We start from the raw sequence: 24082 nt of genomic DNA, 5'->3' as shown, positions 1-24082 counted from the left end.
GTCAGTCGTCGCCCTGGAGGATCGACAGCAGACGCAGCATCTCCAGGTAGATCCACACCAGGGTCATGGTGAGACCGAAGGCGGCCAGCCAGGCCTCCTCGCGCGGCGCGCCGTAGGTCACGCCGTCCTCGACCTGCTTGAAGTCGAGGGCGAGGAAGCAGGCACCGAGGATGATGCCGACGATGCCGAAGACGATGCCGAGGCCGCCGCTGCGGAAGCCGAGGCCGTCACCGCCGCCGAAGATCGAGAACAGCAGGTTGACCGCCATGAGCAGCACGAAGCCCATCGCGGCGGCCATCACGAAGCCGTAGAAACGGCGGGTGACGCGGATCCAGCCCATCTTGTAGGCGATGAGCACACCGGCGAAGACCGCCATCGTGCCCAGGACCGCCTGGATGACCACACCGTCGGCGATGTACGTCGAGACGGCGGCGGAGATCACGCCGAGGAAGACGCCCTCGAAGGCGGCGTAGCCCAGGATCAGCGCCGGCGACGGCTTGCGCTTGAAGGACTGCACCAGCGACAGGACCAGGGCGACCAGACCGGCGCCGATGGCGATGCCGTACGACTTGCCGAGGTTCGCCGGGTCGACCGGGAGCAGCAGCCAGGACAGGACGGCGGTGACCACGACCGTGCCGAGCGTCATGGCCGTACGGCTCACGACGTCGTCGATCGTCATCACGTTGCCGCGGGCCTGCTGCGGGGCGCCGAGCCGGGTGTCCTGCGGGGCGTACGGGTTGGTCGCGTACGGGTTCGCCGCGTCCTGGGCGTAGGGGTTGCCCGTGGCGTACGGGTTGGTTCCCACGGCGGGGCCCCCGGCCTGCGGCTGCTGCGCGTTGAAGCCCGCGTGGCCCGCGTCGCGGCTGAACCCCCGTCGCGAGAAGACCGGGTTGCTGCTCCTCATCTCACTCCTCCATGGCAAGACCGCGCGGCGCGGTCTTGCGTCAAGAGTAATGCGTAGGCAAAAGAAACTCCCTAGTGCTCGGGGAGGATCTTTTCCCGTAAGTTTTCGATCTTCATCGGTGGTGGAGGCCGTCGCTCCGCCAGGCTCGCCCCCATGACCGCAGAACCGAACGAGACCTGGACCCTGCGCAACGCGACCGCCTGGGTCTTCACCGCGCACACGCGCCTCACCAGGCCCGTGCTCCTGGTCGGCGACGCCGGCGTCGAGCTCGCCGACCTCGCCGCGCGCGCGGAGCACGACGCGTACCCGCTCCTCTCGGAGCTGAAGGCGCGCGGCCACGACCTGATCCTGCTGGGCCTGCCCGCCGACGGCTCCATGACCGGTGACGGCGGGACCGTCCAGAACACCGTCGTGCGCGCGCTCGCGGAACTCACCGGTGACGTGCCGCTGGTCGTCGGCGGCACCGGGCAGGGCGCCCTCGCCGCCCGCTACGCCCTCGCGGGCATGGAGTACCAACGGATGGACCACCGGACGGGCGTCTTCTTCTCCCACAACGCCGCCGCCCCGGAGCTGGAGGACGAGGCCGAGCTGAGCCGCATGGGCGAACGGCCGACGCGTCCGCTGTTCCTGCGGTGCGCCGACGAGGGCGTGGACGACGGTCTGGGCGACGGAATCGCCGACGAGACCCTGACGGGCGGGGCCACGGTCGGCCCGCTCCTCTCCAAGGAGTACGGCTCCTGGCTGCTGGACCGGCTGCCGTAGGGGCGAACCGTGGTGCCCGGAACCGGACTCGAACCGGTACGGCCCGAAGGCCAGCGAGGTTTAAGCTCGCCGTGTCTGCATTCCACCATCCGGGCGTCGCCGCGAAGCTCCGCGTTGGCACATGAGCCTATCGGGACGGTTTCCCCCGATCAGCGGAACGTCGGTCCGATGTTGTCTTATTTTATTGACGTCTGAGGGTGCGTCAGTGCAGGTGGGGGCCCTTCCGCCAAACTGTGACGGGGGTCGCAGGCGCAAAGCCGCACCCCCTGGAATGACGAAAAGTCGTCGCACTTCTGTCACGTCGACACGACGGCGTCCCTCAGGGGCGCCGTCATACCTCAGGAGGACGGAGCGACCCCCCGGTCAGACTCGAGACTGCCCCCGGAACGGGCATGTGGGCGGACGACCGGGGCCGGAACGCTCGACACGATGGAGGGGTTCCCGAATCGCAGTCGCAGTGACAGGAGTCCCCCCGTGACCACCACCCCCACCGTGTCCCGCGCCACCGCGGTGGCCGCCCGCGCCACGGATCTCACGAAGGTCTACGGACACGGCGAGACCCAGGTGGTCGCGCTCGACCATGTCACCGTGGACTTCCGGCAGGGCGAGTTCACCGCGATCATGGGCCCTTCCGGCTCCGGCAAGTCGACGCTCATGCACTGCGTCGCCGGCCTGGACTCCTTCTCCTCCGGCTCGGTCCGGATCGGCGAGACGGAGCTCTCCACCCTGAAGGACAAGCAGCTCACCCAGCTGCGCCGGGACAAGATCGGCTTCATCTTCCAGGCCTTCAACCTGCTGCCGACGCTGACGGCCCTGGAGAACATCACGCTGCCGATGGACATCGCGGGCCGCAAGCCCGACAAGGAGTGGGTCCAGCAGGTCATCGACATGCTCGGCCTCTCCGGCCGCCTCAAGCACCGCCCCACCGAGCTCTCCGGCGGCCAGCAGCAGCGCGTGGCCGTGGCCCGCGCCCTCGCCTCCCGCCCCGAGATCATCTTCGGCGACGAGCCCACCGGAAACCTGGACTCCCGCTCGGGCGCCGAGGTCCTCGGCTTCCTGCGCAACTCGGTGCGGGAGCTGGGCCAGACCGTCGTCATGGTCACCCACGACGCGGTGGCCGCCTCCTACGCGGACCGCGTGATCTTCCTCGCGGACGGCCGGATCGTCGACGAGATGCTGCGCCCGACGGCGGACGGCGTCCTCGACCGCATGAAGGCCTTCGACGCCAAGGGCCGTACGAGCTGACGCGGCCCCGAGCTGACGCGGCCCCGAGCCGCCCCCGCCCCGTCGCCCCCTCGAACTCCAGGACCCACCCATGTTCCGTACCGCCCTGCGCAACGTCCTCGCGCACAAGGCGAGACTGCTGATGACCGTCCTCGCCGTGATGCTCGGCGTGGCCTTCGTCTCCGGCACCCTCGTCTTCACCGACACCCTCTCCCAGGCCTTCCGCAACCAGTCGGCGAAGAGCTACGACGACGTGGCCGTCGCGGTCAGCCTGCGGCCGAACCCGGAGGAGGCCGTCAAGAACCCCGGCCTCTCCCAGCGGACCGTCGACGACGTCGCCGAGCTCGACGGCGTCACCGCCGTCTCGCCGCGCGTCGACGGCTTCGCCGGCGTGCCGGACAAGAACGGCAAGCTGATCGGCGTCGGCTGGTCCAACAAGGGCACCAACTTCGCCCCCGGCAAGGACGGCAAGGACCCGGCCCTCGCCTTCACCACCGGAAACGGCCCCACCCGGGCCGACCAGGTCGCCCTCGACAAGGACACCGCCGACAAGGGCGGCTACAAGGTCGGCGACCGGGTCCGGGTCGCCACCAACGGTCCGGTGAAGGAGTTCACCCTCTCCGGCGTCTTCACCACGGAGGACGGCGCCGTCAACGCGGGCGGCAGCCTCGTCGTCTTCGACGCCCCCGTCGCCCAGAAGCTCTACCTGAAGGCCGGCTACTACTCCGACCTGAACGTCACGGCGGCCCCCGGCGCCGACGCCGAGAAGCTCCGTGACGAGGTCCTGAAGGTGGTCCCGAAGGCGGCCACCGCACAGACCGGCCAGGCCCTCGCCGACCAGCAGGCCAAGGACATCGAGGCCGGCCTCGGCGCCCTCAACCAGGTCCTCCTGGGCTTCGCCGGCATCGCGCTCTTCGTCGGGATCTTCCTGATCTCCAACACCTTCACCATGCTGGTCGCCCAGCGCACCAAGGAACTGGCCCTGATGCGCGCGGTCGGCGCCTCGCGCAGGCAGATCACCCGCTCCGTTCTGGCCGAGGCCGGCATCGTCGGCGTGCTCGCCTCCGCCGTCGGGTACGTCCTCGGCATCGGGCTCGCCGTGGCCCTGCGCTCCGGCATGGCCGCCTTCGACATGAAGGTCCCGGACGGCGACCTGGTCCTCGGTGCCACCCCGGCCGTGGCCGCCTTCGGCGTCGGCGTCGTCATCACCATGCTGGCCGCCTGGCTGCCCGGCCGCCGGGCCGCGAAGATCCCGCCGGTCGCCGCGATGAACAGCGTCCACGCCACCCCCACCGCCAAGTCCCTGGTCGTGCGGAACTCGATCGGCGCCGCGATCACCGCGATCGGTGCCGTCCTCATCGTGCTCGGCGCGAACGCCGGCGGCGACGAGGGCCGCATGACCATCGCGGGCGGCGCCTTCGCCACCCTCATCGGCGTCATCATCCTCATCCCGTTCCTGTCGCGGCCCGTGATCGCCCTGATCCGCCCCTTCTTCGTGAAGGCCTTCGGGATCTCCGGCAAGCTCGCCGGCCTCAACGCGGTCCGCAACCCGCGCCGCACCGGCGCCACCGCCTCCGCGCTCGCGATCGGCCTCACCCTGGTCACCGGCCTGTCGGTGATCGGCGTCAGCGCCGGCCAGGCTCTGGACAAGATGACCGTCGACCAGATCAGGGCCGACTACATGGTCACCATGGCCAGCGGCGGCGGCCTGTCGCAGGAGGCCCTGACGGCCCTGGAGAAGGCCCCGGGCGTCACCGCGGTCTCCCCGCAGCAGGCCGGTGCCTTCGACCTCAAGGGGAAGTACGTCTCGGCCTCCGGCGTCACCCCCGGCGACATCGAGAAGGTCCTCAAGGTCGAGGTCGTGAACGGTTCGCTGGCGTCCCTGGGCGAGGGAAGGATCGCCGTCGCGGACAAGACCGCCGCGAGCCGCGGCCTGAAGGTCGGCTCCAGCGTCCCGGTCGAGTACCTCGACAAGAAGAAGGGCGCGCTGACCGTCGGCGCGATCTACGAGGACAGCGAGTTCCTCTCCCCCGTCCTCGTGGACGCGAAGATCCTCGACGCGCACGACCCGCAGCCGTACATCCCGCAGATCTTCGTCTCCACCGACGGCGGCCCGAGCGACACGAACGAGCGGGCGCTCGCCAAGGCCATGGGTGACAACCCGGCCATCACCGTCCTCGACCAGAAGGACATCCGCGACACCTTCGGCGGGCAGATCAACCTCCTGCTGAACATCATGTACGGCCTGCTCGCGATGGCCCTGATCATCGCCGTCCTCGGTGTCGTCAACACCCTCGCGATGTCCGTCTTCGAGCGGCAGCAGGAGATCGGCATGATCCGGGCGATCGGTCTCGACCGGCGCCGGGTGAAGCGGATGGTCCGTCTGGAGGCCGTCGTCATCTCGGTGTTCGGCGCGGTCGTCGGCATCGGCCTCGGCACCTTCCTCGCCTGGGCCATCGGCAAGACCTTCGAGAGCAGCCTGCCGGGCTACGCCCTGGTCGTCCCGTGGGACCGCGTCGGCGTCTTCCTGGCCCTGGCCGCCCTGGTCGGCGTCCTCGCCTCCCTGTGGCCGGCCCGGAGCGCCGCCAAGCTGAACATGCTCTCCGCCATCAAGGCCGAGTAGCGGATGCGCGAAGGGCCGGTCTCCCCGACGGGGAGGCCGGCCCTTCGTGTTCTCACTCCTGCCAGACGCGCGGCCGCAGCGCCGTGCCGCTCGCCCCCGAGGCCGGGGTCTTCACGGCGAGGAACTGGTTCACGCCGATCCGGTTGCGCTCGAAGGAGACCGCCGAGGCCGCCATGTAGAGCCGCCAGATGCGGGCCCGGCCGGGCGAGGTGAGCCGGACCGCCCGGTCCCAGTCGGCCTCCAGGTTGGCCACCCAGCGGCGCAGGGTCAGCGCGTAGTGCTCGCGGATCGCCTCCACGTCCCGGACCTCGAAGCCGGCGTCCTCCAGGGTCGTCAGGGTGCGGCCCATGGGGGCGAGTTCGCCGTCGGGGAAGACGTACGCGTCGATGAAGGCGTCGACCTCGTAGGCCTCCTCGTCGGGCTCGGGGCGCCGGGAGATCTGGTGGTTCAGGAGCCGTCCGCCGGGCTTGAGGAGGCCGTACAGGGTGTCGGCGTACTCCCGGTACTTCACGGCGCCGACGTGTTCGGCCATGCCGATCGAGGAGATCGCGTCGTACGGGCCGTCGGTGACGTCCCGGTAGTCCTGGACGCGGATCTCGATCAGGTCGGTGAGGCCCTCGTCGGCGATCCGCTTGCGGGCGTAGGCGGCCTGCTCGCGGGAGAGGGTGACGCCGACGACCTGGGCGCCGTACTCGCGGGCGGCGTGGACGGCCATGGAGCCCCAGCCGCAGCCCACGTCGAGGAGCCGGTCGCCCTCCTTGAGGTTCAGCTTGCGGGCGATGAGGTCCAGCTTGTCGCGCTGGGCGTCCTCCAGGGTGCCGTCCGGCGTCCAGTACGCGCACGAGTAGACCATCGAGGGGCCGAGGACCAGCTCGTAGAAGTCGTTGCCCACGTCGTAGTGGTGACTGATCGCCTGCTTGTCGCGGCGCTTGCTGTGCCGGTTGCCGCTGCGGCCGCGCATCTCCTCGGCCGGGGGCTTCGGCGGCGGGAGGGGACCGGCGATCCGCAGCAGGGCACGGGCGGCGGCGCGCAGCTTGGGGTCGCGTACGGAGTCCAGCAGGCTCCTGGTCTCCTCGCCGCGCTCCCACAGGAGGCCGGAGAGGCTGTCCAGGAGCCCGTAGAGGTCTCCCTCGACGTCGAGCTCGCCGGCCACCCAGGCGCGGGCGAGGCCCAGTTCGCCGGGCTTCCAGATCATCCTCCGCAGGGCCCGGCGGTCGCGGACGATCAGGACGGGACCGCCGACCGGACCGGCCTCGCTGCCGTCCCAGGCTCGCAGACGGACCGGGAGCGGTCCGCCGAGGAGTTCCTCGGCGAGAGTCGTCAGCCGCGACGCGGCGTCGGCCATGGTGCACACCTCCGTGATCTTCGTGCCCCAGAAATGTTCGTCACCAAGGGAACACCGTCCGTAGGCGTCGCACTCCCGAATCGGCGCAACGAGTCGGCAAAACACGCGAAGGGCCGTCCGCACCACGGATGGCGGACGGCCCTTTTACGGCCTTGCGTGTACTGCTGTTACTGCTGCTACGGGGGCCTTACGAGGCCTTGGCCTTCTCCTGCGCCGGGGCGGCCGGCGCCGGGGCGGGCTTGGCCGCCTCGTAGAACTCCTCGCGCGGCGTCTCCATGGCGCCGAGCGACACGACCTCGCGCTTGAGGAACATGCCGAGGGTCCAGTCGGCGAAGACGCGGATCTTGCGGTTGAAGGTCGGCATCGCCATGCCGTGGTAGCCACGGTGCATGTACCAGGCGAGACGGCCCTTGAGCTTGATCTTCATCTTGCCCATGACGATCATGGCGACGCCCTTGTGCAGACCGAGTCCGGCCACCGCGCCCTTGTTGGCGTGGCTGTACTCCTTCTGCGGGAAGCCGCGCATGCCGGCCACCACGTTGTCGCCGAGGACCTTGGCCTGGCGCAGGGCGTGCTGGGCGTTCGGCGGGCACCAGGCGCGCTCGGCCGGGACGCCGGCCTTGATCGCGGCCATGTCCGGGACCTGGGCGTTGTCGCCCGCGGCCCAGACGTAGTCCATGCCCTTGACCTGGAGCTTCTCGTTGCAGTCCACGTGGCCGCGGGGGCCGAGCGGCAGACCGAAGCGGGCGAGCGCCGGGTTCGGCTTCACGCCGGCGGTCCAGACGATCGTGTTGGAGTCGACCTCGAGGCCGTTCTTCAGCACGACGTGGCCGTCGACGCAGGAGTCCATGGAGGTCTCGAGGTAGATCTCGATCCCGCGGGACTCCAGGTGCTCCTTGCCGTACTGGCCGAGCTTGGGGCCGACCTCGGGAAGGATCTTGTCGGCCGCGTCGACCAGGATGAAGCGCATGTCCTCGCGCGACACGTTCTGGTAGTACTTCGCGGCGTCGCGGGCCATGTCCTCGACCTCGCCGATCGTCTCGGCGCCGGCGAAGCCACCGCCGACGAAGACGAAGGTCAGGGCCTTGCGGCGGACCTCCTCGTCGGTGGTCGAGTCGGCCTTGTCGAGCTGCTCGAGGACGTGGTTGCGCAGGCCGATGGCCTCCTCGATGCCCTTCATGCCGATGCCCTGCTCGGCGAGGCCGGGGATCGGGAAGGTGCGCGAGACCGCGCCCATCGAGATGACCAGGTAGTCGAACGGCAGCTCGTACGCCTCGCCGACGAGCGGCGCGATCGTGGCGACCTTGCGGTCCTGGTCGATGGTGGTGACCCGGCCGGTGAGCACCTCCGCTCCGCGCACGACGCGTCGCAGCGGGACGACGACGTGGCGCGGCGAGATGCTGCCGGCGGCGGCTTCGGGGAGGAAGGGCTGGTAGGTCATGTACGACCGCGGGTCGACGACCGTGACGGTCGCCTCCGCGTAGCGCATCTTCTTGAGGATGCGCCGAGCTGCGTACAGGCCTACGTACCCGCCGCCTACTACGAGGATCCTGGGACGCTCCGTGGTGCTCATGGCATCGAGTATCCACCCCTCCCGAGGGGGGTGCTCGTGCGCCCCTTCACAAGCTTTGAGGAGACCTCTGCTACACTCCGCCGCCCACGTGATCCACGTCATGGTGGTGCAAAGGAACCGGGGTGCACTGGTGAACGTTGTTCACCCCCCGTGAACTGGCCTGGAGAGCCTCCGTTAACGCTGAACCGGAGCCCCGCTTCACACGATGGAAACATCGAGCGAATCGGCCTCCGGACCTGCGAAAGGGCCCCGGGGCACCCCTCGGAGGGCCTAAAGACCTTCCTCGGGCGCCATCGGGGCCCTTTTCCTTGTGAAGAACTTCACGAACCTTTTCCGACGGGGTGTCGCCGGGGGGCTCGATAGGAGCCCGCTATGCCACGGATAGGGCGATCCCATCGAGAATGTCGTGCTCGCTGACGACGACCTCGCGGGCCCCGACGCGCTCCACGATCTCCCGCAGGACGAGCGCCCCGGCGATGATCACGTCGACCCGGCCGGGGTGGATGACGGGGATCGCGGCCCGCTCGTCGTGGGTGGAGGCGAGGAGCCGCTCGGTCACCTCGGCGACCTGGGCGGCGGAGACCCGGGAGTGGTGGACCTTCTCGGAGTCGTACTCGGGAAGTCCGAGGGCGATCGCGGCGACCGTGGTGACGGAGCCGGCGAGCCCGACGAGGGTCTCCGCCGTGTCGATCGGCACGGCCTCGGCGGCCAGGTCGAGCGCGGTACGGACGTCGGCGCGGATCGCGGCGACCTCCTCGGCGGTCGGCGGGTCGTGCCGGACGTGCCGCTCGGTGAGCCGGACGCAGCCGATGTCGACGGAGCGGGCGGCCTCGACGTGCTTGTTGCCGACCACGAACTCGGTGGAGCCGCCGCCGATGTCCACGACGAGGCGCCGGTCGTCCCCGTGCAGCTCGCCGGTGGCGCCGGTGAAGGAGAACTCGGCCTCCTGGTCGCCGGTGATGACCTCGGGCTCGACGCCCAGGATCTCCACGACCCCGTTCACGAAGTCCGCGCGGTTCTCGGCGTCACGGGAGGCGGAGGTGGCGACGAAGCGGAGCCGCTCGGCGCCCAGTTCCTTGATGACCGCCGCGTACTCGCGGCAGGCCGCGAAGGTCCGCTCCAGGGCCTCGGGCGCGAGCCGGCCCGTCTTGTCGACGCCCTGGCCGAGCCGGACGATCGTCATCCGCCGGTCCAGCTCGATCAGCTCGCCCGTGTCCGGGTGGACGTCGGCGACGAGGAGGCGGATGGAGTTCGTACCGCAGTCGATTCCGGCGACCCGGGTCATTCCGAGGACTTCCCTTCGTCGGTGCACGGGTTCACGCAGGGGCCCTTCGCCCACCACTCCGGCAGCATCGCGAGCGCCTCGTCGCCGAACGGGTTCACGCCCGGGCCCGCGGCCAGCGAGTGGCCGACGAGGACGTGCAGGCACTTGACCCGGTCCGGCATGCCGCCGGCGCTCGGGAAGCCCTCCAGGACCTCGATGGCGTCACGGCGCGCGATGTAGTCCTCGTGCGCGGCCCGGTAGGCGGCGGCCAGTTCCGGGTCGGTGGCGAGCCGGGCCTGCATCTCCTTCATGACCCCGTTGGCCTCCAGGGTGCCGATGGCCGAGGCCGCCCGGGGGCAGGTCAGGTAGTACGTGGTGGGGAACGGCGTGCCGTCGGGGAGCCGGGGCGCGGTCTCGACGACGTCCGGGTTGCCGCACGGGCAGCGGTGCGCGATGGCGCGCAGGCCGCGGGGCGGGCGGCCGAGCTGGAGCTCGAAGGCGGCGATGTCCTTCTCGGTGGGCTCGGTGCGTTCGGTCTGCGGAGGGGGCGTTTCCATGTCTGCCTTGCTCGTGTGTCGCGGAGGAGGGGTCAGGGACGGTCGGCGTGGTCGACGCCGTCCCAGAGGTTGTCGTACCAGGGGCGGTCGGCCGCGCCCTGGTCGGCGCGGGGCCGTCGCTCCGCGTCGGGGTCGTTCACGGTGAAGCCGGTCTCGCCGGGCATCACGTAGTGCAGGTGCTCGCGGGCGAGGCGGCGGACGTAGGCCGGGTCCTGGAGGCGGGCCTTCTCGTCCTTCAGCTCCTCGACCCGCCGGGCGGCCTCGGCGGCCCTGCGCTCCTGTTCGGCGATCTCGCCCTGCTGGGAGACGTAGCTCCGCATCGGGTAGGCGAGCGCCACGACGAGGGAGCAGACCACGAGGGCGAGGAAGGCCGCGCGGCCGGTGAGCCGGGAGCGGCGGGCCTGACGGCGGGTCTGGGAGCGGTAGACACGGGCGGCGGTCTGCTCGCCGAGCAGTCTGATCCGGGTCGCGGTCGAGAACCGGTCCCGGTCCTTCGCGGCCATGTCGTGTCGCCTCCCCTGTTCACGCGTACGTCCCCGCACACGGTACGGGACCGAGTACGGGGACGGACGTAACTACAGCGTCAGGCGAGGTCAGCCCTTGAAGCGCGGGAAGGCGCTGCGGCCGGCGTAGACCGCGGCGTCGTCGAGGATCTCCTCGATGCGCAGCAGCTGGTTGTACTTGGCGACGCGGTCCGAGCGGGCCGGGGCGCCGGTCTTGATCTGACCGCAGTTCACGGCGACGGCGAGGTCGGCGATGGTGACGTCCTCGGTCTCGCCGGAGCGGTGGGACATCATGCACTTGAAGCCGTTGCGCTGGGCGAGCTCGACGGCGTCGAGGGTCTCGGTCAGCGAGCCGATCTGGTTGACCTTGACCAGGAGGGCGTTCGCGGTGCCCTCCTCGATGCCGCGGGCCAGGCGCTCCGGGTTGGTGACGAAGAGGTCGTCGCCGACGATCTGGACCTTGTCGCCCAGCTTGTCGGTGATGACCTTCCAGCCGTCCCAGTCGTCCTCGAACAGCGGGTCCTCGATGGAGACCAGCGGGTACGCGGCGACCAGCTCGGCGTAGTACTCGGTCATCTCGGCGGCCGAGCGGGACTTGCCCTCGAACTCGTACGCGCCGTCCTTGTAGAACTCGGACGCGGCGACGTCGAGCGCGAGCGCGACGTCGGTGCCCGGGGTGTAGCCGGCCTCCTTGATGGCCTCGACGATGAGGTCGAGGGCGGCGCGGTTCGACTCCAGGTTCGGGGCGAAGCCGCCCTCGTCGCCGAGGCCGGTGGAGAGGCCCTTGCGCTTCAGGACGCCCTTGAGGGTGTGGTAGATCTCCGCACCCCAGCGGAGGGCCTCGGAGAAGGACTCCGCGCCGATCGGGGCGATCATGAACTCCTGGATGTCCACGTTGGAGTCCGCGTGCGAACCGCCGTTGAGGATGTTCATCATCGGAACGGGCAGCAGGTGCGCGTTCGGGCCGCCCAGGTAGCGGAAGAGCGGGAGGTCGCTGGCCTCGGAGGCGGCGTGCGCGACGGCGAGGGAGACGCCGAGGATGGCGTTGGCGCCGAGCGAGCCCTTGTTCTCGGTCGCGTCCAGGTCGAACATGGCCTGGTCGATCAGGCGCTGCTCGGTGGCGTCGTAGCCGACGAGCTCCGGGCCGATCTGCTCGATGACGGCGAGGACGGCCTTCTCGACACCCTTGCCCTGGTAACGGTTGGGGTCACCGTCGCGGAGCTCGATGGCCTCGAAGGCACCGGTGGAGGCACCGGACGGAACGGCAGCACGGCCGGTGCTGCCGTCGTCGAGGCCGACCTCGACCTCGACCGTGGGGTTGCCTCGGGAGTCCAGGATTTCCCGGGCTACGACGACGTCGATGGACGGCACGAGCATCTCCTTCTGGGATGTGACGCTGGATGTGACGCAAGGTCGGTGCAGGGTCGCTTGGCCTTGCGACAAGAGCCTAACCGGCTCGGGGGCTCCAGCCAGCCGGGCGCCCGCCCGCTGGGACGAAAAAGGACCCAAGGGCATGCATCCCGGGACGAAGGGCCCCGGATCTACTGGACAGTAACCGCCGGGACCCCCGGGTCTCCGCGGACGGTCCCGGGTTCTCCGTAAACGGGGGAACCCCGGTCCGGCGCGCACGGGGGAAGGGCGCGCCGGACCGGGGTGGTCACCGCGGGAGGGTCGTCGGGGCCGCGTGAGCCGCCGGACTCACGCGGGCCGCCGGGCTCACTTCAGGTGGAGCTGCTGACCCGGGTAGATGAGGTCGGCGTTCTTGACGACGTCCTTGTTCAGCTCGAAGAGCTTGGCCCAGCCGCCCTTGACGCCGTGCGCCTGGGCGATCTTGCTGAGGGTGTCACCGGTGACGACCTTGTACTCGCCGTCACCCTTCTCGACCTTCTCGCCGGTCGGGGTGGTGACGGTCTTGGGGGCCTTGCGCTGCTCGCTGCGGGTGGTCGGCTGCTCGGCGCGACGCTCCTGCTGCTTCGGGGCGGCCTGCTTCGGGGCGGCCTGCTGGGGCTCGCTCTGCTGCGGGGTGCTCTCGGCGGCGCCGCCGTCGTAGGAGGCACCGGAGAGGCCGACGCCGCAGCTCGGCCACGCGCCCTTGCCCTGGCCGGCGAGGACCTTCTCGGCGACGGCGATCTGCTGGGACTTCGACGCCAGGTCGGCGCGCGGGGCGTAGGCGGTGCCACCGAAGGCGGCCCAGGTGGAGTTGGTGAACTGCAGGCCGCCGTAGAAGCCGTTGCCGGTGTTGATGGCCCAGTTGCCGCCGGACTCGCACTGGGCGACGGCGTCCCATTCGGCGGAGGTGGCGGCCGAGGCGGTGCCCGCGGTCATCAGCGGGGCGGCGACGGCGATGCCGGTGACGCCGACGAGGGTGACGACCTGGGTGGCCTTGGAGGGACGGCGGTGTTTGCCCTTGGCGGAAAACAGCATGGGAATTCTCCTCACCGACGCCTGTGAGGTGAGCTGTCGGGTTCGGGCCGGAAAGTTGCCCGGCCGCGTGTCCTTGCACGCGGCTTCACCCCAAGCCGGTCGTCGGCCGTCTGTCTCAACGGCCGGGACCGGCACTTACCTTGGGTCCCCCACTCCTGCCTTCGGCGCTTGCGCGACGACTGTTCCCATCGGCCGACGGCAGGATTCGGCGTTTCGGTCGACGGGGCCCGCGGTGGCGAGCGGTGTCGACCGTAGCCACAGACCCGCCGGAAGTTCAAAGAGGCTCATTGAGGAAAAATCGCCCGTGTCCACCCTCCGGCGGGTGGTGTTTGTGCAGGTGGGAGGCGACGGGAGCAAAGTTTGCGGACGCGACACGCCAGTTGGGACGAAGAGACCCATGTCTCACTTGCCCAGAACCGGACATAAGCGCGCGAACTAACCGGCCGTCGTCGTCGAACCCACCGTCAGGTCAAGGCTCTGACCAGGCAGGATGAGATTCGGATCGATGCCCACCGTCTGGCGGTTGGCGTCGTAGAGGGCGGTCCAGCCTCCGGGGAGTTCGTTCTCCTGCGCAATGCCGGACAGACTGTCACCCGGTCGCACGGTGTACTCGCCCGAAGTGTCCTGACTGTCCGTTGCGCCCGAATCCTTCGTCTCGTCAGTCGCGGGCGTGGCGTCGACCTTTTCCCCGACCTTGTCCGCATTCGAAGCGTGTCGACCCGATTCGGGCGAACCATCCGTCTTGCCGGATTCCTCCGGCGCGGCCCCGCCCCGGTGCTTGCCGGTGCCGGGCGTGGCCGACGGCGCGTCAGTCCCCGGCGTACCGGATGAATCCGGCGTACCGGGCGTAACGGACGCGCCGGGGGTACCCGGAGTCGTCGGCGTGGCGGGCGCGGTGGACGTGGCCGGCGCGGTCGGCGTGGCGGAGGTCACCGGCGCGGTCGGCGTGGCCGGCGCGGAGGGGGTCGCGGACGCGGCGGACCGGTCCGTCGTCCCGGCGGTCCCCGCGGGGGCCGTCGGGGTGCCGGCGGTGCGGTCGGACTCGGGAAGGGGGCCGGTGGGCGCCGTCGGGACGACGGCCGGGCCGGGGTTCACACCGGTGGGCTCCCCGTCGTTGGTCAGGCCGGCGATCGGCGCGCAGGTGGCCCACTGGGTGCTGCCCTTGGCGAGCGCCTTCTCGGCCACCGCGATCTGCTGGGCGCGGCTGGCCAGGTCGGGGCTGGGTGCGTACGCGAGGCCGCCGTTGCGCTCCCAGCTGTCCTGGGTGAACTGAAGGCCGCCGTACATCCCGTTGCCGAAGTTGGCACTCCACTGGCCACCGGACTCGCACTCGGCGACCCGGTCCCAGGTGGCCGCGTCGGCGGCGGAGGCGGATCCGGTGGCGAGCAACGGCAGTGCCATGGCGGATCCGGTCACGCCCGCGGCGACGACGATGGCGGGGGCCTGACGGGGGCGACGGTGTCGTCCGTTCCCGGAACGCATAAGAGCGCCTTTCGCGTGACGGCTGAGACTGCCGGGAAACGTAGCCGCATTCGAACGCCCGTCACAAGTCGATGGCGCCACGATCACACGAAGATCACATTTCTGATGGCACATCAGTAGCCAGGACCGGTACGGAAGGGGAGAACTCCACCGGAAGCGTGCGCAACCCCCGCATGATGAGCCCGCCGCGCCACCGCAGTTCGGCCGGATCGGCGGCAAGTCGCAGGTCCGGCAGCCGGGTCAGCAGGGTCGCGAGCGCCGTCTGTCCTTCGAGGCGGGCGAGCGGCGCGCCCAGGCAGTAGTGGATGCCGTGTCCGTAGCCGAGGTGCTGGTTGTCGCGCCGGGCGAGGTCGAGCGTGTCCGGCCCGTCGAACCGCTCCGGGTCCCGGTCGGCGGCGGCGAGCACCACGAGCACCGGGTCGCCCGCCGGGATCTCCTGCCCGCCGATGGTCAGCGCCCGCGTCGCGTACCGCCACGTGGCCATCTCCACGGGCCCGTCGTACCGCAGCAGTTCCTCGATGCCGGTCTCCAGGAGGCCGGTCTCCCCGGCGGCCAGCGAGGCCTGGAGCCGCGCGCGCTGCCCGGGGTGGCGCAGCAGCTGGTAGACGCCGTTGCCGATGAGGTTGACGGTCGTCTCGAAGCCGGCGAACAGCAGGATGAAGGCCATGGCGGCGGCCTCGTTCTCGGTGAGGTGCTCGCCGTGGTCGGAGGCCTTGATGAGCCCCGAAATGAGATCGTCCCCCGGCTCTTCGCGCTTGCGGTGGATCAGCTCGGCGAGGTAGCCGCGCATCTTCTTCACCGACCGGGCGACCCCGCCGCGCGGGCCCCCGCCGTGCCGGATCATCATCCCGGCCCAGTCCCGGAAGTCGTCCTGGTCCTCCGGCGGCACGCCGAGCAGGTCGCAGATCGCGTAGATGGGGAGCGGGAAGGCGAACTCGTGGATGAGGTCGGCGCTCCCCTTCTCGGCGAAGGCGTCGATGAGCCGGTCCGTGAGCTCCTGCACCCGCGGGGCGAACTCGGCGACCCGGCGCGGGGTGAAGGCCTTCGAGACGAGCCGTCGCAGCCGGGTGTGGTCCGGCGGGTCGATGTTGAGCAGATGCGTCATCAGCTCGGCCTTGCGCTCGCCGGGGATGCCGGTCTTCCCCTTCGCGTGCGGGGACTCGTCGTGGTGCGCGGGGTTCTTGGAGAGCCGCTGGTCGGCGAGGGCCTGCCGGGCGTCCGCGTACCGGGTCACGAGCCAGGCCTCGACCCCGCTGGGCAGCGTCGTCCGGTGGACGGGGGCGTGCTCCCGCAGCCAGGCGTAGGCGGGGTACGGATCGCTCGCGAACTCCCAGGTGAAGAGCTCGGGCGCGGGGACGGGGCCGGGGGGCGTACTCACGGCACGACCGTACAGGGCGCTCCGGAAGGCGCGTTCTGTGGAGAACCTGTGATCAACCGGTACAGGTCGTGCCCTAGATTCCTGTCAGTGGATCCCCAGCTGCTCAGAAGCACGTTCGCGGTCGTCGAGAGACGGGCCGAGCACGCCGTCACGTTCTTCTACTCGCACCTCTTCTGGCACAACCCCGGGGTGCGCGAGCTCTTCCCCGAGGACATGCGCCCCCAGCGGGACCGGCTCTTCGCCGCGCTCACGCATGTGGTGACCCGTCTGGAGGACCCCGGGCTCGCGGCCCACCTCGGGCAGCTGGGCCGCGACCACCGCAAGTTCCTCGCCTCCCCCGCGCTGTACGCGGCCGTCGGACAGAGCCTGCTCGCCGCGTTCGCGCACGCGGCCGGCGCCGCCTGGACGACCGAGGCGGAGAAGGCCTGGACCGAGGCGTACGGACACGTCGCCGATCTGATGCTGGCGGGCGCCGACGCGGCGGCCGGGGCCGGGGAGCCCGCCTGGTGGGACGCGGACGTCGTGCGGCACGAGCGGTACGGCGACGACCTGGCCGTCCTCACCCTCCGCCCCCGCCGGCCCCTCCCCCACCTGCCCGGCCAGTACGTCAGCGTCAGCTCGCCGCGGGTCCCGCGCGTCTGGCGCACCTACTCCCTCGCGGACGCGCCCCGCCCGGACGGCACGGTGGAACTGCACGTGAGCCGGATCGCGGGCGGCGCGATGAGCACGGCGCTCGTCGAGGAGACCGGCCCCGGCGAGGTGCTGCGGCTCAGCGCCCCCGGCGGCGGGCTCGTCGCGCGGACGCCGCCGGGCGGACTGCGCACCTACATATGCGGGGGCACGGGCTGGGCCCCGGTGCGGGCGCTCCTCGCGCAGGCCGTCGGGGCCGAGCCGGAGCTGGAGGGCCGGCTGTTCGTGGTGGCCCGCTCCAAGGAGTACCTGTACGCGCGCGAGGACGCCGAGCTCCTGAAGGAGCGCCTCCCCGGCCTGAACGTCACCTACATCACGGCCGCGCCCCGGCAGCGCAAGGACCGGGCGACCGAGCGGCTGCTCCAGGCGCTGCGGGCGTGCGTCCACTGGTCCGCGCACGACGTGTACCTCGCCGGGCCGCCGGCCTTCGTGGCGGAGGTCGCCGAGGTCCTGGAGGAGCTGGGCACGGAGCCGGCGCGGATCCACCACGACACCCTGCCGTCCGTGGGCCGCTTCGCCACCCGCCCGGCCACGGCGGCCGAACGCCTCCTGGGCCCCCCGGCCCCCCTCTGGCACAACCCGGAGGCCCGGGCACCGCGCGAGCCCTGACGGGGGGCGGGGTCAGCGCCGGGCGCGCGTCCGCACACGCCACACGGCCCACCGGACCAGGTCCACGAGGCCTACCAGCGCGCACAGCGCGAAGACGATCCGCAACCAGTCCGGGGCGGACGAACCGGCCGCCTCCCAACCGAAGAAGACGACGGCCAGAGCCGTCACCCCGGGCACATCGGCGGCCGACGGCTTCCGAGGCCGCGTCGGGTCGTCGTGGCGCGGCTTCCGCGGGCCGGTGTCACTCGTGTCCGGCTCACCCGAGCCCGGCGTCCCGCTCACACGAGGCCCTCCGCCGCGCGGATCGTGTCGCGGTACGTGCGGGCCGCCGCCCGCAGGGCCGCCTCCGGGTCCACGCCGGCCGCGTCGGCGCGGGCGGCGAGGGCGAGCAGTTCGTAGCCGACGCCCTCGCCCGCCGGGAGCCCGACGTCGAGGCCCGCCGTGCGGACCCGGCCCGCGAGCTTCGCGGCGAGCGCGAGCCCCGGCTGCCCGAGCGGCACCCCGTCGGTGACGGACTCCCGCTGCTTCTCGACGGCCTTGGTGCGCAGCCAGTGCGCGTGGACGTCCTCGGGGGTCTCGGCGGTGGCGTCCCCGAAGACGTGCGGGTGCCGGTGGATCAGCTTCTCGACGAGCGTCCCGGCGACGTCGTCCACGGAGAACGGCTCCTCCGCGTCCTCCTCGGCGATCCGCGCGTGGAAGACGACCTGGAGGAGCACGTCCCCGAGCTCCTCGCGCAGCTCCCGCCGGTCGCCCTCCTCGATCGCCTCGACGAGCTCGTACGCCTCCTCGATGGCGTACTTGGCGAGCCCCCGGTGGGTCTGGCCCGAGGTCCAGGGGCACTCGCGGCGGATGCGGTCCATGATCTGCACGAGGTCGAGGAGGCGGGCGCCGGGCAGGTCGTACGAGCCGGGCAGCAGCTCCAGGTCGGGCATGGACACGCGGCCGGAGCCGGCGAGCCGGGCGAGGCCGTCGGTCAGCGCCCTGTCCCCCTCGCCGGAGGGCAGCAGCAGGACCGTACGGCCGCCGGCGCAGGCCTCGACGAGCTCCTCGGCGGTGGGCCGGACGTGCTCGACGGCGACGCCGGCCTCCCGCAGGTACGGCAGCTGGGGGTGGTCCTCGTCGGGGCAGAGCACCCGGTCGGCCCCGTGCAGCGCCTGCCAGGCGGGCCAGGACAGCAGTCCGGGCGCCACACGGTGGCTGGCGGTGAGCAGGACGATGCGGCCGGGGCTCTCAGAAGTCACCCCTCAAACCTACCTACGCACCGGACGGGACGGCGGCCGGGTCCTGGCTGATCTGGCGGAGCCAGGGGGCCGTGGTGTCGGAGAGCCGGACCTGGGCGTCGTCCCAGCGGCCGTAGCGCGGGTTCACGTCGATGCCGAGCTCCTTGGAGGCGGCGGAGAAGACGTCCGTCAGCTTCTTCTGGCCCTCGGGGCTCTCGGTGACGCCCAGCTTCTGGGCGATCTTGTTCATGAGGACGTTGCGGCGGACGAACGCGTCGATCTGGTCGGGTGCCACGCCCTGCTCCTGGAGGAGGACGGCCGCGAGCCGGTCCTCGCCGCCGGCCTGGCGGACGAAGGAGGTCCGGGCCTGCTGGAGTTCGGCGCGGGTGGCGGTGACGCCGTGGTCGCGGGCGACCTCGTCGACGACCCGGTCGAAGATCATGACGTTGAGTTTGCGGCGGCCGAGGTCGCCGGTGGCCGCGACGAGCTGCGCGGACTGCGGCGAGGCCGCCTGCGCGTCCCGTACGTCCTCGACCTGCGCCTGCAGGCTGGAGACCTCGATCCGCTCGCCGCCGACGACGGCCGCCGCTCCTGGATGGGCGTCACTGCCGCAGGCGGTGAGCAACGGGGCCGCGGCGAGGAGGGCGGCGGAGACGGTGAGCGCAGTGCGGCGGTGCAAAGGAGCCTCCCGGGCTGGTCGTGCGTCAGTTGAACGACCTTGCGGTGATCGATGGTAGGGAGTCGCCGGGGCCGGAGCCACTACTTCGGAGCGACTGTTTCCCACAACGACTCACCCGTCACCCGGGTGTCGGCCGCTCGCAGAGCGCCGCTCGCCTCCTTCAGAAGATAGTGCGGCCGCCGCTTCACCTCGTAGTAGATGCGTCCGACGTACTCGCCGATCAGGCCGGCCATCACCATCTGCACGCCGGCGAGGGCGGTGACGGCGACGAGGAGGGTGACGTAGCCGGGGGTGTCGACGCCGTTGACGAGGGCGTCGCCGACGATCCAGGCCGCGTAGCCGAGGGCGACGACGGTGAGGAGGAGCCCGAGGTGGACGGCGGCCCGCAGGGGCTTGTTGTTGAAGGAGAGGAGGCCGTCGAGGCCGTAGTTGAGGAGCTTGCCGAAGGTCCACTTGGAGCGGCCCTGCTCGCGGACGGCGTTCTCGTAGGAGAAGGTCGTGGTGCGGAAGCCGACCCAGGAGAAGAGGCCCTTGGAGAAGCGGTTGTACTCGCCGAGTTCGAGGACGGCGTCGACGGTGCGCCGCGACAGGAGCCGGAAGTCTCCGACGCCGTCGACGAGCTCGACGTCGACGAGCCGGTTTATCGCCCGGTAGTAGAGGCGGGCGGTGAGGGTACGGGTGACCCGGTCGCCCTCGCGGGTGCGGCGGGCGACGACCTGGTCGTACCCCTCCGCGTGCAGGGCGACCATGCGGTGCACGAGCTCCGGCGGGTGCTGGAGGTCGGCGTCCATGATCACGACGGCGTCTCCGGCGGCGTGCCGGAGGCCGGCGAGCATCGCGGCCTCCTTGCCGAAGTTGCGGCTGAAGGAGAGGTAGCGGACCCGGTCCGGGTCGCGGCCCGCGAGCTCCTGGAGCAGGGGGAGGGTCCCGTCCCGGCTGCCGTCGTCCACGTAGACGATCTCGAACTCCCCGGCGAGGCGGTCCAGTTCGGCGGTCACGTGGTCGTGGAAGCGGGCGAGGACGTCCTCCTCGTTGAAGCACGGGACGACGATCGAGAGCAGCACGCGGACCACGACAACGGAGCCCGGTGTCCCGGCCGGTCCGGGGGGATGACCTTCAGGCGACCATCGTGTGAACTGGCCCCGCGGGCCCGCTCCTTCCCCTGGGAACGCTGGCATATTCGAACGGTCATGCCGAACGTCACGCGCTCCCAGCCGCCCTCCGCCCGCCTCTCCGGTCCGCTCGCCCCGGCGCTCGCCGGCGTCCTGTCCGTCGTCGCCGTCTGCGGTGGGGACGCCGTCGCCCGGGTGTTCCCCTTCGGGCCGCGCCGCCGGGCCGTCAACGACCTCGCCAACCAGTTCGTGCCGTTCCACGCACACCTGTGGGACCTGCTGCGGGGCCGGGCGGACGGCGGGCTGCTGCTGGACTGGCAGGGCGGCTGGGGCACGAGCTTCCTGCCCGACTACGGCACCTACCTGTCGAGCCCCTTCGCCCCGCTGGTCGCGCTCTTCCCGCGCGGCGACATCGAGTACGCGGTGTACGGGATCACCGTCCTGAAGACGGCGGTCGCGGCGGCGGCGATGACCTTCCTGCTGCGGCGGACCGGGCCTAGGGGCGTGTGGTGGTGGGCGGCGGTGCTCGGCGCCTCGTACGCGCTGTGCGGGTGGTCGCTCGCGGAGGGCACGTACAACCCGATGTGGCTGGACGGCCTGATCGCCTTCCCGCTGCTCTGCCTGGTGGGCGAATGGGTGCGGGAGGGCCGGCGGCCGCTCCTGGGGCCCCTGGTGGTGGCGGTCTGCTGGCTCGCGAACTTCTACACGGCGTACATGGCGACCCTGGGCGCCGCCCTGGTGCTCCTGGTCCGCCTGGCGGTCACGGACTCCTTCCGGTGGCGGACGCTGCTCCGGGCGGCGGTGACGACGGCCCTCGGCGTCGGCCTCGCGGCCCCCGTCCTGGTGCCCGTCTTCCTCGGCTCCCGGCACGCCTACCCGGGCGTCGTCCGGGACTTCGCCCCGGCGGCCGGCACGGACGTGCTGGCCCGGCTGCTGCCGGTGACGTACGGCTTCGCGACCCCGGCGGCCTTCGTCTGCACGGCGGTGCCGCTGCTCGCGGGGGCGCTGCTCTTCCGCCGGGACGCGCCGGGCCGGGAGCGGTGGCTGTGGGGCGGCCTGTGCGCGGCGGTCGCGGTGTCGATGCAGTGGGGTCCGACGCACCTCGTCTGGCACGTCTTCGCCACCCCGAACGGCAGCCCGTACCGCCAGACCTTCGTCCTGTCCGGCGTCCTCGTGCTCGCCGCCTGGACGGGCCTCGCCCACGGCCTCCCGGACCGCAGGTCGCTGCTCGGCGGGGCGGCGGTCGTCCTGGCCCTGACCGCCGGGGCCCTGCCGAGCCCGCTCCTCACCTCCTGGTCGCTGCTCCTCGCGGGCGTCGGCCTGGCGGCGGTGGCGGGCGCGCTCCTCCTGCCCCGCCGGGGCCGGTACGGACTCCTCGCCGCGCTCCTCGTGACCGGGACGCTCCTCGGCCAGGCGGCGGCGACCACGGCGTACGCGGACCGGGAGCGGCTCGCCCGCCTCGACGACTACCCGCCGTGGGGCGCGGAGCACGAGCGGCGGACGGCGGAGCTCGCGGCGGCCGACGGCTGGCCCGCGTACCGCACGGACTCCGGGCTTCCCCGGGTCGCGGGCAACGATCCGCTGCTGCTCGGCGGCCAGGGCGCCGCGTACTACAGCAGCCACACCCCGGCGGTCCTGACGCGGACCCTGGCCGCGCTGGGCGGCGGCTGGACCTCGCGCGGCCGGAACCTGCTGAGCCTGGACAATCCGGTGACGGACGCGCTGTTCGGGGTGGGCGCGCGGTGGCGGGACGGCGCGGTCGTGCGGACGGACACGCGCCTGCCGCTGGTGACGGTGCGGCCCCCGGGCCCGCCCCCGGTCTACGGCCCGTCGCCCTTCCGCAACCAGGAACTCCTGCTCGGGGCGCGGGTGTACGGCGCTCCGCACGCGGGCGCCTGCCCGGTCGGCACGGAGGTCTTCCTCTGGGCCCCCGACGCGACGGGCACGGCCCGCCTCGGCGGCAACGCCCCGGTGCACCTCCTCGGTGGCGGCCCGAAGCGCCGCGCGGCCCTGACCTCGCTGGGCGTCCAGCGGGTCCCCGACCTGAAGCCGGACCTGCCGGGGCCGGGCGAGCTGGGCTGCCTGGACCACGACCGCCTCCGCTCGGCGGTGACGGCCCTGCGCGCCCGCGCGGCGACCTCGATCCGCGTCACCCCGGACGGCGTACGGGCCGCCCTCCCGCCGGACGCCGGCACGGCGGTCGTCGCGGCGCCCCGCATCGCGGGCTGGCACTGCGCCGGCGCCGCCCCGACCTCGTACGGCGGCCTCCTGGCCGTCCCGGCCGGGGGCGGCGAGCTCTCCTGCACGTTCCGCCCGCCGGGCCTGCGCGCGGGCCTGGCGGCGGGGGCACTGGCGGCGCTGGGGCTCGCGGGCGTGGTCCTGATGCGGGTCAGGAGCGGGCGATCGCCCCGGTGAGGACCGCGCCCTCGTGGACGGAGGCGTAGACGGCGCGACTCACCCGACCGCCCCGCCGAACACGGCCTCCCAGCGGACCTCGCCGTCCTGTTCCTCGTCCGTCGGCGCGAGGCCGGCCGCGCGGGCGACGGCGGCGGAGGCCGCGTGGTCGGGGTGGACGTGGGCGACGACCGTCCGGACGCCCCGCTCCACGAGCAGTCCGACGAGCCCCTCGGCGGCCTCGCGGGCGATCCCCCGCCCTTGCCGGGCCGTCCCGACGACCCAGGCGACCTCGGCGGTCCGCCCGTCGTCGGTGACCGTCGCCTGCACGGTCCCGGCGAGCCGGTCCTCCGCGCGGAGCCGCACCACCCAGTTGCACCAGACGACCGCCGGGTCGGGTGATCCGGCGACCAGCCGCACGTACCGGGCGCGCAGTTCGGGCGCGGTGAGCGGGGCGCCGCCGATGAAGGTGTGGAGGGCGGGGTCGGCGAGGACTCCGGCCATCTCGTCGGCGTGCGCGACGGCGAGCGGCACGAGGTCGAGGTGCCGGGTCCGTACGGTCGCGGTCCCGAGGCTCACACGTCCCCCAGGAAGCCGGGGTCGGTGCCGTCGAGCTGCAGGGCCGTGTCGCGTCCGAGTCCGAGCAGCTCTCCCAGGGGGACGACCGCGCGGCTGGTCGCGGCCAGGTCCCGGTGCGCCTCGGCGGACCACAGGGGCGGGTAGAGGCCGAGCCCCTCGCCGCCGGTCAGGCCGGGCGCCTCGTCGCGCCAGCCGGGCCAGCGCAGGCCCTCGTAGAACTCCTCGATCCCTCCGGCGAGCACCCACGACAGCCAGGCCCCGTACCCGGCGCCGATCGCGTCCCAGCGCAGCGAGTCGGGCGCGAAGTAGACCATCTCGCCGGGGCTGCCCGGCAGTCCGGTCTCCTCCTCCGTGCCGCCCTGGATGGCGAAGGCCCCGCCGAGCACGTCGTGCGCGACGACGAGTCCGGCGGCGGGCCGCCAGGCGGGGTCGGGCTCGGCGGGGTAGCCGTTGACCCGGGCGAGGCCGGGCAGGCGCCGGTCGTTGTGGACGGCCGGGCTGCCGTACACCCGCAGCCAGCCGTCGTCGACGAGGGCTCCGCCGGTGCGGAAGAGGAACGCGCCCAGGTACGAGCGGACGGTGACCTGCGTCTGAAGGAGCGTGGCCGCCCCCTGCGCGGGGTCGGCGTCCAGCACCTCGACGGGCACCTTCGCCGTCCGCAGCTCCTCTTCGAGCAGCGGCCACGCCGGGTCCTCGACGTCGGTCAGTTCGCTCAGTCCACGCATGGAGAAATCCTCGCACGCGTCCTCCGTTGATCGAC

General features: G+C 72.0%; 21 protein-coding genes, 1 tRNA gene and 1 riboswitch. Of the genes, 5 read left to right on the top strand and 17 right to left on the bottom strand.

Annotated features, from left to right (window positions below; translation table 11 throughout):
* Position 1: 1 nt before the first annotated feature.
* Positions 2 to 904, bottom strand: a complete 903-nt coding sequence (locus BLW86_RS22800; RefSeq protein WP_093875759.1) for a Bax inhibitor-1/YccA family protein — start codon at positions 902 to 904, stop codon at positions 2 to 4.
* A gap of 153 nt (positions 905 to 1057) precedes the next feature.
* On the opposite strand from BLW86_RS22800, the gene BLW86_RS22795 reads away from it, so the two are divergent.
* Positions 1058 to 1666 (top strand): hypothetical protein, encoded by a 609-nt coding sequence (locus BLW86_RS22795; RefSeq protein ID WP_093875758.1) that lies wholly within the window; start codon positions 1058 to 1060, stop codon positions 1664 to 1666.
* A 10-nt stretch (positions 1667 to 1676) separates the two neighbouring features.
* Here BLW86_RS22795 and BLW86_RS22790 read toward each other — a convergent pair.
* Positions 1677 to 1761 (bottom strand) — tRNA-Leu (locus tag BLW86_RS22790).
* Positions 1762 to 2140: 379 nt separating this feature from the next.
* Between BLW86_RS22790 and BLW86_RS22785 the strand changes: the two genes are divergently transcribed.
* Positions 2141 to 2911: an ABC transporter ATP-binding protein gene (locus BLW86_RS22785; protein WP_093875757.1), complete on the top strand. Its 771-nt coding sequence runs from the start codon at positions 2141 to 2143 to the stop codon at positions 2909 to 2911.
* A gap of 70 nt (positions 2912 to 2981) precedes the next feature.
* Entirely contained in the window at positions 2982 to 5513 is a 2532-nt protein-coding gene (locus BLW86_RS22780; protein WP_093875756.1) for an ABC transporter permease, read from the top strand.
* A 52-nt stretch (positions 5514 to 5565) separates the two neighbouring features.
* Here the strand turns inward: BLW86_RS22780 and BLW86_RS22775 are convergent, their stop codons facing one another.
* The 9 genes from BLW86_RS22775 to BLW86_RS22735 form a co-directional block, all read right to left on the bottom strand.
* Positions 5566 to 6858, bottom strand: a complete 1293-nt coding sequence (locus BLW86_RS22775) for an SAM-dependent methyltransferase (RefSeq protein WP_093875755.1) — start codon at positions 6856 to 6858, stop codon at positions 5566 to 5568.
* Between the two features lie 187 nt (positions 6859 to 7045).
* Entirely contained in the window at positions 7046 to 8431 is a 1386-nt protein-coding gene (locus BLW86_RS22770) for an NAD(P)/FAD-dependent oxidoreductase (RefSeq protein WP_093875754.1), read from the bottom strand.
* Between the two features lie 370 nt (positions 8432 to 8801).
* The gene (locus BLW86_RS22765) at positions 8802 to 9716 is read right to left on the bottom strand and encodes a Ppx/GppA phosphatase family protein (RefSeq protein WP_093875753.1); all 915 of its coding nucleotides are present in this window, start codon (positions 9714 to 9716) and stop codon (positions 8802 to 8804) included.
* Complete coding sequence (locus BLW86_RS22760) at positions 9713 to 10252, bottom strand: DUF501 domain-containing protein (RefSeq protein ID WP_093875752.1); 540 nt, start codon at positions 10250 to 10252, stop codon at positions 9713 to 9715. The genes BLW86_RS22765 and BLW86_RS22760 overlap by 4 nt, the downstream gene beginning before the upstream one ends.
* Before the next feature lie 32 nt (positions 10253 to 10284).
* Complete coding sequence (locus BLW86_RS22755) at positions 10285 to 10755, bottom strand: FtsB family cell division protein (RefSeq protein ID WP_030690347.1); 471 nt, start codon at positions 10753 to 10755, stop codon at positions 10285 to 10287.
* Positions 10756 to 10845: 90 nt separating this feature from the next.
* Complete coding sequence (gene eno / locus BLW86_RS22750; protein WP_093875751.1) at positions 10846 to 12132, bottom strand: phosphopyruvate hydratase; 1287 nt, start codon at positions 12130 to 12132, stop codon at positions 10846 to 10848.
* A 339-nt stretch (positions 12133 to 12471) separates the two neighbouring features.
* Positions 12472 to 13179, bottom strand: coding sequence for a LysM peptidoglycan-binding domain-containing protein (locus BLW86_RS22745; RefSeq protein ID WP_093875750.1), 708 nt, complete (start codon positions 13177 to 13179; stop codon positions 12472 to 12474).
* 3 nt (positions 13180 to 13182) lie between these two features.
* A riboswitch (cyclic di-AMP (ydaO/yuaA leader) is annotated at positions 13183 to 13356 on the bottom strand.
* A gap of 258 nt (positions 13357 to 13614) precedes the next feature.
* On the bottom strand, positions 13615 to 14748 hold the full coding sequence (locus BLW86_RS22740) for a transglycosylase family protein (protein ID WP_305632580.1): 1134 nt from the start codon (positions 14746 to 14748) through the stop codon (positions 13615 to 13617).
* Positions 14749 to 14755: 7 nt separating this feature from the next.
* The gene (locus tag BLW86_RS22735; protein WP_093875748.1) at positions 14756 to 16039 is read right to left on the bottom strand and encodes a cytochrome P450 family protein; all 1284 of its coding nucleotides are present in this window, start codon (positions 16037 to 16039) and stop codon (positions 14756 to 14758) included.
* 87 nt (positions 16040 to 16126) lie between these two features.
* On the opposite strand from BLW86_RS22735, the gene BLW86_RS22730 reads away from it, so the two are divergent.
* The gene (locus tag BLW86_RS22730) at positions 16127 to 17338 is read left to right on the top strand and encodes a globin domain-containing protein (RefSeq protein ID WP_093875747.1); all 1212 of its coding nucleotides are present in this window, start codon (positions 16127 to 16129) and stop codon (positions 17336 to 17338) included.
* Between the two features lie 12 nt (positions 17339 to 17350).
* On the opposite strand, the gene BLW86_RS42115 is transcribed toward BLW86_RS22730, so the two are convergent.
* The 4 genes from BLW86_RS42115 to BLW86_RS22710 form a co-directional block, all read right to left on the bottom strand.
* Positions 17351 to 17506 (bottom strand): hypothetical protein, encoded by a 156-nt coding sequence (locus BLW86_RS42115; RefSeq protein ID WP_177181729.1) that lies wholly within the window; start codon positions 17504 to 17506, stop codon positions 17351 to 17353.
* Between the two features lie 110 nt (positions 17507 to 17616).
* Positions 17617 to 18579, bottom strand: coding sequence for a nucleoside triphosphate pyrophosphohydrolase (locus tag BLW86_RS22720; RefSeq protein ID WP_093875745.1), 963 nt, complete (start codon positions 18577 to 18579; stop codon positions 17617 to 17619).
* Positions 18580 to 18592: 13 nt separating this feature from the next.
* Positions 18593 to 19237, bottom strand: a complete 645-nt coding sequence (locus tag BLW86_RS22715; protein WP_093875744.1) for a SurA N-terminal domain-containing protein — start codon at positions 19235 to 19237, stop codon at positions 18593 to 18595.
* 80 nt (positions 19238 to 19317) lie between these two features.
* Entirely contained in the window at positions 19318 to 20301 is a 984-nt protein-coding gene (locus BLW86_RS22710) for a glycosyltransferase family 2 protein (RefSeq protein ID WP_093878813.1), read from the bottom strand.
* 126 nt (positions 20302 to 20427) lie between these two features.
* Here BLW86_RS22710 and BLW86_RS22705 point away from each other — a divergent pair, with 126 nt between their 5' ends.
* Positions 20428 to 22764 (top strand): YfhO family protein, encoded by a 2337-nt coding sequence (locus BLW86_RS22705; RefSeq protein WP_093875743.1) that lies wholly within the window; start codon positions 20428 to 20430, stop codon positions 22762 to 22764.
* A 39-nt stretch (positions 22765 to 22803) separates the two neighbouring features.
* On the opposite strand, the gene BLW86_RS22700 is transcribed toward BLW86_RS22705, so the two are convergent.
* Together BLW86_RS22700 and BLW86_RS22695 are read right to left on the bottom strand one after the other, a co-directional pair.
* Positions 22804 to 23322, bottom strand: coding sequence for a GNAT family N-acetyltransferase (locus BLW86_RS22700; protein ID WP_093875742.1), 519 nt, complete (start codon positions 23320 to 23322; stop codon positions 22804 to 22806).
* Positions 23319 to 24047 (bottom strand): DUF2625 family protein, encoded by a 729-nt coding sequence (locus BLW86_RS22695; protein ID WP_093875741.1) that lies wholly within the window; start codon positions 24045 to 24047, stop codon positions 23319 to 23321. Before BLW86_RS22695 ends, BLW86_RS22700 begins: the two co-directional genes overlap by 4 nt.
* Between the last annotated feature and the right edge of the window lie 35 nt (positions 24048 to 24082).

It is taken from the genome of Streptomyces sp. TLI_105 (genome assembly GCF_900105415.1).
GTDB lineage: Bacteria > Actinomycetota > Actinomycetes > Streptomycetales > Streptomycetaceae > Streptomyces.
The sequence above is the reverse complement of the archived record's forward strand: the minus strand, read 5'-3'. Positions and strand labels throughout refer to the sequence as shown.